The 14078-nt window shown below is 34.8% G+C and carries 7 protein-coding genes; 2 read left to right on the top strand and 5 right to left on the bottom strand.

All coding sequences use genetic code 11. From position 1 onward, the window contains the following. Nucleotides 1–27: 27 nt before the first annotated feature. Nucleotides 28–6144, bottom strand: a complete 6117-nt coding sequence (locus tag ACFFGA_RS09195; protein ID WP_386062852.1) for an alpha-2-macroglobulin family protein — start codon at nucleotides 6142–6144, stop codon at nucleotides 28–30. 178 nt (nucleotides 6145–6322) lie between these two features. Between ACFFGA_RS09195 and ACFFGA_RS09190 the strand changes: the two genes are divergently transcribed. Continuing rightward, nucleotides 6323–7267, top strand: a complete 945-nt coding sequence (locus ACFFGA_RS09190; protein WP_386062849.1) for a tetratricopeptide repeat protein — start codon at nucleotides 6323–6325, stop codon at nucleotides 7265–7267. 214 nt (nucleotides 7268–7481) lie between these two features. Then, complete coding sequence (locus tag ACFFGA_RS09185) at nucleotides 7482–8834, top strand: UDP-N-acetylmuramate--L-alanine ligase (protein WP_386062846.1); 1353 nt, start codon at nucleotides 7482–7484, stop codon at nucleotides 8832–8834. Nucleotides 8835–8972: 138 nt separating this feature from the next. Here ACFFGA_RS09185 and ACFFGA_RS09180 read toward each other — a convergent pair whose 3' ends face one another. From ACFFGA_RS09180 to ACFFGA_RS09165, 4 genes are all read right to left on the bottom strand, one after another. Next, nucleotides 8973–10550, bottom strand: coding sequence for a caspase family protein (locus ACFFGA_RS09180; RefSeq protein WP_386062843.1), 1578 nt, complete (start codon nucleotides 10548–10550; stop codon nucleotides 8973–8975). Between the two features lie 59 nt (nucleotides 10551–10609). Next, nucleotides 10610–10909, bottom strand: coding sequence for an immunity 53 family protein (locus ACFFGA_RS09175; protein WP_386062840.1), 300 nt, complete (start codon nucleotides 10907–10909; stop codon nucleotides 10610–10612). Nucleotides 10910–11179: 270 nt separating this feature from the next. Then, nucleotides 11180–13024, bottom strand: coding sequence for a PLP-dependent aminotransferase family protein (locus tag ACFFGA_RS09170; RefSeq protein ID WP_386062837.1), 1845 nt, complete (start codon nucleotides 13022–13024; stop codon nucleotides 11180–11182). Between the two features lie 153 nt (nucleotides 13025–13177). After that, nucleotides 13178–14068 carry a dienelactone hydrolase family protein gene (locus ACFFGA_RS09165; RefSeq protein WP_386062834.1) on the bottom strand — a complete coding sequence of 297 codons (891 nt, stop codon included), beginning with the start codon at nucleotides 14066–14068 and terminating at the stop codon, nucleotides 13178–13180. Nucleotides 14069–14078 lie beyond the last annotated feature (10 nt).

The raw sequence follows: 14078 nt of genomic DNA, 5'->3' as shown, positions 1-14078 counted from the left end.
CTCATTAGTTTTCCTAACAGCTAACAACTAATCACCAACCACAATCCTAACACCTTCACTATGGCTACTAAACTCAGGTGCATACATAGATTGAATTGTGCTAATACCATTACTCATATCTCCAGCATTATTCACTCTTAGATCATACTCAAAAACATAAACACCTTTTGGTAAGTAATCCATAAAGAAATTGGTTGCGGCATCTTTAGTGCTTTCATAATAGCCTAAACCATCTTGCCACTTGTATTGCGATAACACATTAATAGGTTCAAAACCAGCAGCACGCATATCTTTAAGGTGAACAAATTCCATTGAGCGATCTGTGCGTAATTCTATACGAACTCTTACTAAATCACCAACTTTTAGTTTAGTATCTGAAGTAATTTCTGAAATCTCTTCACCTTTGTCTGTATTTGTTTTTAAGAAGAGTTTTTTACTTAACTTTAAAGGTGTTTCGGCAGAAGTGATTTTATCTAAATCCTCAAAATATTGCCAGTATAAAGCTCCCCAAGCTATACCATCTCCTTTTTTGGTAATGGTAACATCGGCTTGCTCTTTTTTAATTTCAGAATCTGTCCAAGTGGTTTTGTAGTATCCAGTACCAGCTTCGAGTTTTACGTTGTCTAAGGTTGCTGGAGAAATGGTTTCATTGCCAACTTTTACATCGACCATATCTGTAACACTTAGCCAATCGCTACCTTGAAGTAGTAATGCGTAAACCGCTTCTGTTGTAGCTTTGGTTGTTTTCCACTGATTGGTTTGCTTGTTTTTTAGTAACCATATTTTCAAATTGTCGATGTCATTGAGATTCTTCGCTTCGCTCTGAATGACATCACCAACTTCAGAAAACGCCTCAATCATTAAAGCCTGTGTTTCTATTGGTGCTTGGTACCAGTACCATGAGTTGGTGTTGGTTTTCCAGTACATACCCAATTCATCAGACGTGATGCTGTTTTCTTTTAATGATTTTAGAATCTTTCCAGCGGTTTTGTCATCATCCATTCTGTGCATGGCTAAGGTCATTAAACCTTTGGCATAAAGCGAACGTGATATCCAATACTTTTGAATCTGACTTTGGTAATAGTCCATAATCTTTTCAACCTCTTGTGAAGGCTTGATTTCTGAATAAAAACTACGCACATATAAGTAGTGTAATTGCATATAAGACAAATGGTCTTTGCTTAGGTCCACATCCTTATCGTACTTTTTTAAGTCTTTATATTCTTTCACAAATTCAGCGTCTAAATAACGTAGCGCATTTGTAATGGTTTCGAAATCATGGTTTTGTAATGTTGTAACATTTAGCTGTTTTAAATGTCCAAAACCGGCAATGATATGTTGTGTGATGTAACGATTTTCACGACCTCCATTAAACCAAGCCCAAGCACCAGAAGGCATTTGATTTTGCTGTAATTTTCGTTTTGCAGCGTTTAATTCATTAGTCATTTTATTCAAATCGAATAATAAGCCAATGCGCTTTTTCTGTTCGGTTTCAGATTGTGCATCGCGTAACCAAGGTGTTTCTTGTATTAATAATGATTTTAATTCTTGATTTTTTTCCAAATTACTTAATAAAGCATCAGTCGATTTCCATTGATTAAAAACGGCTTCAATTTTTGGATTCAATTTTACAATGTGTTGTGCTAAGGCATTAGAATAGTAACGTGCAAAGGTTTGCTCATTACAATCGTAAGGATATTCCATTAAGTACGGCAACGCCTGAACTGCATACCAAGCCGGATTTGAGGTCATTTCTAACGTCAACTTATGGTTGCTAAGTGTTGTGGACGTATTATCCTTCAACTTATCTAAGGTAAAAGTTTTGGTCTGGTTAGAACGAATCCACATTGGCATCGTCTCCGTAACCAACATTCTGTTAGAAAGTACAGGTAATGCATTTTGTTCTCCATCGCTAAAATCACCAGCTTTTGCAATGACTTTATATTGCACTGCTTGCAAGCCATCTGGAATTTCTAAGTTCCAAGAGACTTGCGTATTTCCTTTGGCATCGACAGAGAAAGAAGAAGCCCCTTCTAACTTCCCCAGAGGGGAAGAACTGAGCAAGTTTTTGGTCATATCTTCTCCCGTTATTGGGTTTGTCAATATCAATTCTGCCACTCCAGACAATTCGTTTTCTGTAAGATTTGAAATCTTAGTGCTGATTCTAATTTTATCTCCTTCGCGTAAAAAACGAGGAGCATTTGGAATAACCATCAACTCTTTTTGGGTTACAGCTTCCAATTGGGTTACTGTACTTTCTAAGGTTTTAGTGTGCGCCAATAATTGTAATTTCCACTTAGTTAAAGCTTCTGGTGCTTTAAAGTTGAAACTCACATTGCCTTCTGCATCAGTTTGTAATTGCGGAAAGAAGAATGCGGTTTCGTTTAGGTTTTTTCGGATTTGGATGTTGTCTAAATCAACTTTCTTTTTTCTTTCTTCTTCAATTTCATTTAAACCTGCGATAATGGTTCCACCGCTTTGCTCAGTAACACTGCGATAAATAAGAGATTTTTTATTTGCATTATCCATTACAACAACAGACTCCAATTTTTCGTCAGATTCAAATGCGTCAGCTACTTCTGCTTCAATATTTATACCAGGAGCTCTACTTTTCATTAAGTATTGTGTTCTACCATAACCAAAATAAAACCCAAACCAATTCAACTGGTCATAACCTTGATGAGGATAGCTTGTAGAGGTACTAAAACGATTAAACAATCTAAAATCTGTAGTGCCAAAACTTTGTCTTGAGTTTTTATGTAGTCCACCACGATAGGTTGGGTTATTAATTGGGTTGAAAGTCCAATTGTGTGCTCTAAATTCATCTAAAGATGCATCGTACATACTTGCTAAAAGTTCAGCAGAGACTTTATCTCCTTTTGGCCCTTTAATTTTAAAACTCCACATTTCGTCTTGTCCTGGTTGTAACTTATCTCTAAAGGTTGTGGTTTCAATTTCTAAATCGGTTTTAGGATAAGGCACATTAACCCTATAGCTTTCTGATCTGTAGTCGTTAAAAAAGGCAAAGCTGCAATTCACTACAAATCCACCTAAATCGCCTTCTAAAACAGGAATACTAATAGTTTGTTTAGAGTTACTTAGTTTTACTAGTTCTGTAACAATAACTTTATGGTCTTTTTCAACTTCTACAGTAACTGTGATGTCTTTTGCTGCAGAGCCTAAAGTTAATTTAGCAATATCTCCAGCTTTGTAACTGTCTTTGTCCAAGGAAGCTTCAAACAATTTGTTATCCGCAACGGTTTTGTCGTCATTGCTAAATAGCGATGTATAAACTTGGTCCTTTACATCTTGTCCATATTTGTCAGTACTTTCTAAAACAATAATGTACTCGCCAGAATCCCATTTATTTAGCTTTTTTAAAGTAATGGTTTTGTCGTTTTCTGTATCAAAATTGGTAGAGAAGACTTCTTCACCTTTTTTCCAGTTAGATATTAAGCTTTCATCATCATAAGCTTCATGAGGAAATAAGGCTTTAAATTCCTCTTTGGATAATGTTTGGTAATCTGGTGCACGCCAAGGTCTAGAACGTAAAACAGTTTTAGGAGCAACAAGCTTGTAAACTTTTAAAGTGCCTTTTGCTACAACAAATTCGCCATTTAAGTTTTGTGTGGTAATGCTGATTTTTGCTTCCTTCTTGGATTTATCTATGACATCTGGAGCATTGATTTTTGCTGTTAAAGCATGGTAACCCACATTTAGAGTCGTTGTGGCTGTTCTTGTTTCTCCATTAATGTCTGTGATGTCTGCAGTGACTTCATATACAAACACTGGGAGATTGTCTTTTGAAACACTTTCGTCCGGAATTGCCTTAAACGTAATATCAAACTCACCTTTGGCATTCGTTTTGCCTTCACCAAAAGTGATTTCCTGTGGTTCTGTGTTGTAAAATGGTCGTCTCCAATAGTACCAACCTGGAAATTGCACTTTTCTATAAACACGATATACCACTTTGGCATCCGTGATATTGCTGCCTGCAAAAGCTACAGCAGTTCCGTTTACGGAAATGCTATCGTTTACTTTGTAAGTGTCAGTAATTGGCTGAAATTCTGGTTTAAATTTAGGACGCTTGTATTCTTCTACTGAGATATAGGCGTAACCATAATTACCGCAAAACATATCAATCGTATAATTGCCGGTTAAGCCATCGTTGGGCAAAATAAATTCACCTTGTATTGATCCAAAGGCATTGGTTTTAAGCAATAACTCACTAACGACTTCTCCATTCACATTTTTGAGTCTAATTTTAGCAGCATTATCTGCAAAAACTTCTGTTTTTCCATCTATAGATTGGGTGGCAATACCTTTAAAATAAACGGTTTGTCCTGGTCTGTAAATGCTTCTGTCAGTGAATAAAAATGAATTATACCTTGTATCGTTATTAATAGTTTGATTGTACGCTCTATTAATGTAGTACTCGCCAAAATAACCTGTGTCGCCTTCGTATGTAGCTTTTATCTGTACATTTCTGTAACGATTATTGTCTTTTTTGAAGTTGAATTTCCCAAAACGATCTGTGACAAACTTTTTCGTCCAACGTTGATTGTAACCATTTTGCGTATAGGATAATTCTACTTTCGCATCCACAATTGGCGCACCATTAATTCTGTTGATTAATTGATAATAGTGTGTGTTGCTTTCAGTGCTTTCAATCAATGCCAAATCCGTAACCTGAATATGAGCTGCGGCAAATACGTTGTCAGCAGTATTGGTGTCTGCTTTGATGAGGTATAAGCCGTTTGGTAATTTTGGAAGTACAACCTCAGTGTTGTGCCTTTGGTAATCTCCCTCATTTTTTAAAGTGCTTGATAGCGTCTCAACAGCATCAAGCTTTTTGAAAAAATCTTCTTTTTCATTTAGTTGATAGATGCTATTGTATTTTTCTAATTGCTTTTGACTGACTTTGTAAATTTTAAAATCTAAAGCAGTTAAATTTTCATAATGCACCAATACTCTTGATGGCGAATTGATAGCAATAAAGCTCTCCGCTTCTAAAGACAATGAAGGAGTCGCTATGTTGTGTTTTAAAACTTCGCATTTTTTTGCTCCATCGCTATTTGGATATGCTGCAATCACAGCATTACAAAGTTCTATAGCTTCTTTTAACTTCCAACGATGGGTTTCGTCAACATCACCTTCATAAGGATTGCTGTCGTAATTGTTGCCTTGTCGGTTTAGTAAATCTGCAATTTCAAAATTGTACAATGCCGAAAGTGGAGACGACTTTAAAACTTCTGCTTTGTCTCTCAAAGTCTCTAAAAGTAAATGGTCTTTATTTTCCAAAGAAGCATGTTGATATACAAAATTTAAGCGTTCTAAATCTGTAGCTACAAATGCTTTTGAAGGCGGATTGTCACGATGAAACTTCAATAAATTTTGATAAATCTTCAAAGCATGTAACTGTAATGATAGTGAGTCTTTTGCTGTTAAATCTAAGTTGATAAAGCGTTCGCTGTCGCTTAGATATTTAGCATCATCAATAATAAATTTATAGGCTGGTTGTGTTATTGAATTTTCACTTGTTTTGTAAAATGTTAAGGCATTATGACTTAATAAATCGTATAGCGTAGGTCTGTATAATTTTGAACCTTCTACTTCATTAATAAGAATTTTGTAGTCATCCAAAGGTTCTTGTTGCAATAAAATTCCATTTTCTAAAGAGCGTTGGTAATACACATGAATCTCATGGAAAAGCGTTTCTAAATCCCACGTTCTAAAGTCAACCTCGTCAACCTTGTTTTCTGTTTTTGTACGGTTGTAAAATTTATATCTGTTTTGCTGAAAATACTGCCAATACAAGGTTGCCAGCATATTTTCCATAAGATGCTTGGTCACTATATCGCTAGTTTCAATTTCAGCTTTAAAAAGATTAACGATATTGAGTTGTGCATCTTCTTCGAGCGTTAGCATGTATTTACTCTTGTGAAGTAAGGCTTTAATTTGTTGCTGTTTGTTTTTGGCTTTAACAGCATCTTTGTAAATGGTATTTACCAAATCTGCAGCACTTTTTGTAAGGCCTTCATTTTCAAACTTGGTAACAGCTTCCCATTGACTGTCAAAATTGTTTTGAGCATTAGAAAAGGAAGCAAAGCAAATTAGCATGAGTATAGATATATAATTTTTCATGTATTGTAATTTTCTACAAAATACCTTCAAAAGGTATTCCAAAAATAGCAGTAATGAGTTAACCTGTTATTTTGATGAGTGAAGTTAAACAATTTGTGAGTGAAACGGAACGTTATTAAATTAAGATTTTACGACTAAACCATTAATTGTATTTTTGCGTAAGTTTTTTAAACGTTATATGTATAAATTTTTTTGGATATTCTTAATTTCAACAATGTGCTTTTCCCAAACAGCGAAGGAAAAGGCATCCACTTTTATTGCTAATAAGCAGTTTAAAAGTGCGCAGAGTGAAATGATTTCATTTTTGGAAACTAATCCAGATGATGTAGAAGCTATTGAACTTTTAGGAGATGCTTATGGACATCAAAAAAAATGGGATGAAGCCATTGAGCAATACGAAAAACTGAAAGATAGGTATCCAAATAAAGCCAATTATCATTATAAATATGGTGGTGCTTTAGGCATGAAAGCCTTAAGTGTTAGTAAACTAAGAGCACTTGGAATTATTGGTGACGTAAAAGAAGCATTTCATAAAGCTGCAGAGCTGGACCCAAATCATATTGACACACGTTGGGCTCTTGTAGAGCTGTATGTCTCGTTACCTGGAATTGTAGGAGGAAGCAATTCTAAAGCACTTAAATATGCACAAGAATTAGAAAACCTATCTAAAGTAGATGGTTATTTGGCAAAAGGTTACGTTTACGAATATGATGACGAACCAGAATTAGCTGAAAAATATTACCGACTGGCTATTAAGGTAGGTGGCTCAGTAACGTGTTATGAAAAATTGACCAATTTCTACGAAGGGCAAAAGCAGCCAGAAAAAGCCATAGAAAATATGGAAGAAGCGCATCAAAAACTACAGCGTAATGCGCTACATTATCAGATAGGCAAAGTGTGTGCAGATTACAATATTCAATTAGAAAAAGGCGAAAAGTGCATAAAAGCCTATATCGCCAATCACTCTTCTAAAGATGGTGTACCAAAAGAATGGGCTTATTACCGCTTAGCACAAATTTACAAACACAAAGAGAATAAATCCGAAGCCTTAAAATGGATTGACAAGGCTATTGCTGGTCTGCCAGATATTGAGGTTTTTCAGGAGTTTAAGGAAGGTATTTAGTTTTTCTCGCAAAGCCGCAAAGTAGCTAAACATACTGATTGTGATTATTGGTGAGTTTTATTTCAGTCTTTTTTCTTTGCGAATCTTTGTGACTTCTCTGTGTAGCTCTGTGTTATAATTATGCCATCTTAAGAAGAGATCCTCATAATTTCTGTTTGGGCATATCGTTTCTAAAAACTTATAGTATTTTTACAACACTTATTTTAAGAATTTTATGAACGTACATTTTATTGCTATTGGAGGTGCAGCAATGCACAATTTGGCCTTAGCACTTCACAATAAAGGATATAAAGTAACAGGAAGCGACGATACTATTTTTGAGCCTTCAAAATCGAGACTAGAAGCTAAAGGCTTATTACCTGAAACCTTTGGTTGGTATCCTGAGAAAATCACATCAGATTTGGATGCTATTGTTTTAGGTATGCATGCAAAGGCTGACAATCCAGAATTACTAAAAGCCCAAGAAATAGGTCTTAAAATCTACAGTTATCCAGAATTTTTATACGAGCAATCCAAAAACAAAACACGTGTGGTTATTGGAGGCAGTCATGGTAAAACGACGATTACCTCAATGATTTTGCACGTAATGCATTATCACGACAGAGATGTAGATTATATGGTTGGTGCGCAGCTTGAAGGTTTTGATGTAATGGTAAAACTCACAGAAGACAATGATTTTATGGTGCTTGAAGGTGATGAGTATTTGAGTTCGCCAATAGATATGCGACCAAAATTTCATTTGTACAAACCTAATATTGCTTTGTTAAGTGGCATTGCTTGGGATCATATTAATGTATTTCCTACCTACGAAAATTACGTAGAGCAGTTTAGCATTTTTGTAGATTCTATTGTTAGAGGCGGAAGTATTAATTATAATGAGGAAGATGAAGAAGTTAAGCGTGTCGTAGAAGCATCGGAAAACCAAATACGTAAGATTGCTTATCGCACTCCAGAATATACTGTTGAAGATGGTGAAACACTTTTAGAAACTCCAGAAGGCCCAATGCCAATTGAAGTATTTGGAGCTCACAACTTAAATAACTTAGCTGGAGCCAAATGGATTTGCCAACACATGGGTATTGATGAAGACGATTTCTACGAAGCTATTTCTACTTTTAAAGGAGCAAGCAAACGCTTAGAGAAAATTGCAGAATCTAAAAATAGTATTGCTTACAAAGATTTTGCACATTCACCAAGTAAAGTAGAAGCCACAACCAAAGCCTTAAAAGAACAGTATAGTGACAGAACTTTAGTCGCTTGTTTAGAATTACATACGTATAGTAGCCTTAATGCCGAATTTCTAAAAGAATACAAAGGTGCATTAGATGCTGCTGATGTTGCAGTAGTGTTTTACTCACCACATGCTGTAGAAATTAAGAAACTAGAAGAAGTGACTGAGCAACAAATTGCCAATGCTTTTGAACGCGATGATTTAATCATCTATACCAATCCAGATGATTTTAAAAACTTCTTATTCTCTCAGAATTTTGATAATAAGTCTTTGTTATTAATGAGTTCTGGTAATTATGGTGGTTTGGATTTTGATGAGGTGACAAAACTGTTTTAAAGTTTTGTCATCCTGAACTTGTTTCAGGATCTCATTTATAATTTTCTATACATATGGATTCCGCATCAAGTGCGGAATGACAAAAAGTTTGAATTTTGAGGTGGTAGAGAGATTGTTAGAGTATTTTAATCTCTTAATTTAGATTATTCCTTCTTCTTTTAGAATTTCTATTTTCCAATTTGGTAAGGACTTTTTAGTACCCTCATTTAATGCACATTTAATTTGAGCGTACCAACGACCAAGAGCTTTTTCATCACCACTTTGTTTTGGGATTTTATTTCTATCACCATTCTGAAACTTTTTAAATTCTTCAATTTTTTTACGGAAATACCTTTTGTGCTTATTTTTCTGGTAATCGATATCCACATATTTTGATAAAAACTCTACTTTTTCATCTGCCAATTTGCCTTGCTTCCAGTAATACATATAATCATTCAACTTGTTGCCTAACCAACTAACTTTTTTATCCTTTGAAACTTGTGATGGGATAGTAATAAATTTTTCATTATTAGAATAAAATTTAATCAATTCAATACAAAACTCATCCCATATCTCTTCGTTAGAAGTAGTGTGTAGAGCAATTCCATTTTTGATTAATAAATCATATCTGTATTTAGGATAATTTTCAGGATCTTTTCTGAAACTATTTCGTTGAAGTCTCAACCAAGCTATTTCAACGTTATACTGTTTTCTTAAATGTGAAGGCACATAATTATAACCAGTCATGTGCATAAATGCCATAAACTTACCAAAACCAGTGTAGAATTTTTTTACATAAGGATTAAAAACAAAACCAGCTTCAATTAATCTTCTTTCACGATCTGGGCTAAGTTTTTTTGCTCTTTTGAAACTACGTTGATCTGAACACCATCTGCCTAATGATTTTGTGTTAGGGTTATACTGGGATATATGTGGCCATTCTTTTATTGTTTCTTTTGAATTACAAAATTCTTCAAATTTTGCCTCCCAACCTTCTTTGCTTTTACCTTGATTTGGGTTATATTTAAAGACCATTTCGCCTCCTTGATTATTGTGAAACGAAAGATGAGCGCATACAGGTTGTTGATTCGTTTGTGAGCTAGTTTCTTTTTTTACATAATTAGCTAGCTCTGACAAAGAAAAATAAGCTTCTCTGTTGTTGTTTAAATAATCATAAAATGAATTAGCAAACGGACTTCCTTTTAAGGGTTCTCCGTCCGTAACCCTTTCAACTCTTCCTGAAGTCAATATCCATCGTGATGACTTTTCATTTAACTTTTTATAAGCACGAGAAAACTCGGCTGATCTATTTCTTGATATAAACGATCCTGAAAAACAAGAATCAGAGACTAGAAATAGATGTTTAGCTTCTATAGATTCAACTAAATCAATTATTGTTGAGTTATTTATATAAGTGGCAATTGAGTGATATTGTGCGTCGTATGGAACCCAATATCCTATTCCACTTCTTTCATTTATTATCCCATGACCAGCATAATATATTATGATATTATCATTGGGCATTAGTATGCTAGATAATGAGGCAAGAGTATTAATAATTTTTTCTCTTGTTGCATTTTTATCTGTAATTGAATCTTCTATTAAGTCAAATCCATAGTTGTCTAATAGTACATTTTGAATATTTTCAGCATCTAGTTTTGCATTATTCAAATTTGTAAAATTTGAATCTGAATAATTATCTATTGCAATAGTTAGTATATAGTTTTTTCCTTTCAACTGGTTGATTTAAATTTTAAATATCTGTAAGAATAGTAAAATTTTCTAAAAATTCAAACCTACTCATTCTCAACCTTATCAATCATTTGCTTAAAAAGATCTAGTAAAAAAATAAGTTTACCAGCATCACCTGCCGCTAAAAATTTTTGGTTTTCAACTTTAACGCCATACCAATCTTGTCGGTTAATTTCGTTAAGAATCCATTTTATTTCTAAATTGGCTATGGATGTTTTTGAGATGTCAATTTCTACTTCCCAACCTGGAGTGGCTAAGTTTGTGATTTGAATTACTTCATCTTTTTCCCAATCGCCATCACATTGCGACTTAAACCAATTTTGTATCCATTGTAGAATTTCCATTTGTATTATCTTTTTTTTTGTCACTCAGAGCGCAGCGAAGAATCTCAACTAACAATATGGTAAATACAGATTTTTCGGTCATACTTCCCTCTGAATGGCAAATTGTAAATTTCTTATTCTTACGTCAGTTCGAGTGTTTATTGATTCGAGATGAAACGAAGAATCAATAAATGTATCGAGAACAGCCTTAATACTAAAACAGTTCTCGATACAATTTTTCAAAAATGAAAAATTACTCGAACTGACGTGATAGTATAGAATTAGCGGTTCCTAAATCTTAGAAACAAAATCAGCAAACACTCCCTTATGCTTTTCCAAATCCATATCTGGCGACAATGCCACACGTGCAATATAATCTTTATCGCCTTCTTTTGTTGTGCCCTGTGTTGAGGTTGCAGGTATGGTCCAATAACAGCCTTTTAACTGACCGTAACTAACACAGTATTTACTTTCGTTAGGGATTTCGGTAATCATTAGATTGATTAATCTATGGTTCAAAGCGCGTTTATAGGTTTCTTTTTCTTCAGGAGTATTTCCTTTGGTTGGTAGGTCTAAAGAAAACACAGATGGAGTAAAGCCTTGTGCTGCCAATTCCTCAGAAACAAAATTGATTTTCGCTTCTGGTAAGGTGTCCTGAATAAAGTTTACAAACTCGCGTGTGTTTTTATACGCATCCGCAATTCTCTGATTCATAGATGGTAATTGCTTTGCCAAAATCTCATATTGAAGTGCAGTCGCTTCGTTATCGCAAAGTGTAAGATGGAAGTCTATTTTGTTCATTATGGCATCTACTTTGGCATTTCCTACAACATAGCCAGCTGTACATTTTCCACCACTTGGAAATTTAGAACCACTAGCATAAGAGATGGTACGCATTGTAGATAGTATTTCGCCTTCACCTAAAAAATGCACATTAGGACAAAAGGTTTGATCTAAAATAAAAACAGGATCAATTGCTAGTTCACCAGAAGCTGTTTTGCGCGTTTTGCTCAAAGCTTCTTTCAGTTTTTGTAAATCCGGAACTTCAACACGAGGGTTGGTTGGGATTTCGGCAATGATATATGGAATGGCATCGTCCTGCGCAATTTCATCTAAGACGTTATGGATGCTTTGCACCATGTCATTAACGCCATCTACGGGTAAATCCACCACTTCCACATTGTCTAAACAAGCAGCAACACGTCTAGCTTGGTCATTGGTTCCTCCATAACAATTTGGTGGTACCACAAATTTAATGGCCTTGCCTTTATGATGTTCTATGGAATAGTCCACCAAGCCCATCATAATAGCATATTGCACAGAAAGTCCACTAGAACCGACTAAAGGCTGAGATGTTGTGCCATTAATCTCCTTAATTGAATTTAAAACGCTTGCTTTATTCGCTTCTAGGTTATTGTCTTTATTGGTAATGGACGTTTGTTCTGTTAACGCTTTTAAGGCTACCAAACAATTAGCAGGAGTCATAGCAATAGTTTCGCGACGTCTCACATGCTGAATGTCTGAAATATAACTATGGTTTTGTTCACCATTAACGAGTAATACGCTTCCTAAATGCGCATGATTATTAACGTAAAAGTCAATATTTGGGTTAAGTTGAGTCGTTGAGAATTCATGTTGGTCTGAAATGAAAACTGTACTGCCTTCAAATTCTGAAACCGCTTCTGCACTCTCAACTTGCTTTAGTTCAAAATTATAACCATACACTTGCTTTATAATATCAGCATTAAAAAAAGCTGGTAAATCATTAGTGTAAAAGATTTGTGTGTCTTTATGTTCTAATAAATTAGTTCTTAAAATAGCCAAAACAGGAACCGTTTGTGACGAAAAACTAATCACCTGTTCTGGTTGTAGTCCATGCAAGTTGGCAATGGTCCATTCTAAAACACAAGATAACGGATGCCCTAAACGAATATAATCGTAAGCAGTTGGTAATTCACTTAAAGCTTCTGGATTAAAATTGTTTTCTTTAAATAAGATTTCAAACTCATCTAAAAATTGTGTTTTAGCTAATTTTTCATTGTAAATATCTAAACGATGTGTAGTTAGGTTTAACCAGTCTTTAGGTAAATTTTTTAATACGTTTTGTATATAGTTAAGCATATTATTGTCTTGCATAGATTTCCATTTTTAATGGGGTGTAAAGATACATTAGTAAGGTATTTATTGAAACCTTACAAGACGTTTTATTTGGATGTAAATAGCTTGACTATATAATTCTGATGAGTTGAGTCTATAAAAAACGATTTTAGTTTTATTTAAATCACCAATTCAATCTTTTAAGTGTTTCTTAAAAAAAGCAATGGTGCGTTCCCAAGATAAATTGGCTGCTTCTTTATCATATCTTGGCGTTGTGTTGTTGTGAAAACCATGATTCACTTCAGGATAAATATAAGCTGTGTACTCTATGTTGTTTGCTTTTAAAATTTCTTCAAATGCTGGCCAACCAGCATTAACTCTAGTGTCTAATTCTGCGTATTGGAGTAGAAGCGGAGCTTTAATTTTTTTAGCATCCTCAGCTTCGGGTTGCCTGCCGTAGTATGGAACCGCAGCACCTAATTCTGGTAAGCGTACAGCCATCATATTAGAAATATAACCTCCAAAACAGAAGCCCACAACACCAACATTGCCATTACAATCTTTGTGGTTTTTGAGGTAGTGGTAAGCAGCTATAAAATCCTCTAACATTTCATTTCTATCACGCTTTTTTTGCATTTCTCTTCCATCATCATCATTTCCAGGATAACCTCCTAACGGAGACAGTGCATCTGGAGCTAGAGAAATAAAGTCAGCTTTAGCAGTGCGTCTTCCAACATCTTCTACATAAGGGTTTAAGCCTCTGTTTTCGTGTACAACAACCACACCAGGTAGTTTTTTGTCAATAGTTGTTGGTTTAGAAAGAAGTCCTTTAATTGTTCCACCACCTTTTGGCGACTCATATTCAATAAATTTTGAATCTAGCGTTGGGTCATCTGGTTGTACCAATAAGCTGTTGACATAATCTGGAGACATAAAGCTTAAAAGAGACGACACTGTAACGCCACCTACAGCATATATGGAAAGTTTTTCAACAAACTGCCTGCGATTGAGCTTGTTGTGTGCATAGTCGTCATAGAGGTCGAAAACCTCTTGTTGAATGTCTTCTTTTTTTAAATCTTTCATAATGCTGTGT

Origin of the sequence: Winogradskyella pulchriflava (genome assembly GCF_042434315.1) — a bacterium.
GTDB classification, from domain to species: domain Bacteria; phylum Bacteroidota; class Bacteroidia; order Flavobacteriales; family Flavobacteriaceae; genus Winogradskyella; species Winogradskyella pulchriflava.
Note: the sequence above shows the minus strand (reverse complement) of the source record. Positions and strands in the feature narration are given on the sequence as shown.

What these genes read in the sequence shown, in the direction of transcription:
- ACFFGA_RS09195 (WP_386062852.1), bottom strand. Translation starts at nt 6,144, where the DNA reads ATGAAAAATTATATATCTATACTCATGCTAATTTGCTTTGCTTCCTTT.
- ACFFGA_RS09190 (WP_386062849.1), top strand. Translation starts at nt 6,323, where the DNA reads ATGTATAAATTTTTTTGGATATTCTTAATTTCAACAATGTGCTTTTCC.
- ACFFGA_RS09185 (WP_386062846.1), top strand. Translation starts at nt 7,482, where the DNA reads ATGAACGTACATTTTATTGCTATTGGAGGTGCAGCAATGCACAATTTG.
- ACFFGA_RS09175 (WP_386062840.1), bottom strand. Translation starts at nt 10,909, where the DNA reads ATGGAAATTCTACAATGGATACAAAATTGGTTTAAGTCGCAATGTGAT.
- ACFFGA_RS09170 (WP_386062837.1), bottom strand. Translation starts at nt 13,024, where the DNA reads ATGCAAGACAATAATATGCTTAACTATATACAAAACGTATTAAAAAAT.
- ACFFGA_RS09165 (WP_386062834.1), bottom strand. Translation starts at nt 14,068, where the DNA reads ATGAAAGATTTAAAAAAAGAAGACATTCAACAAGAGGTTTTCGACCTC.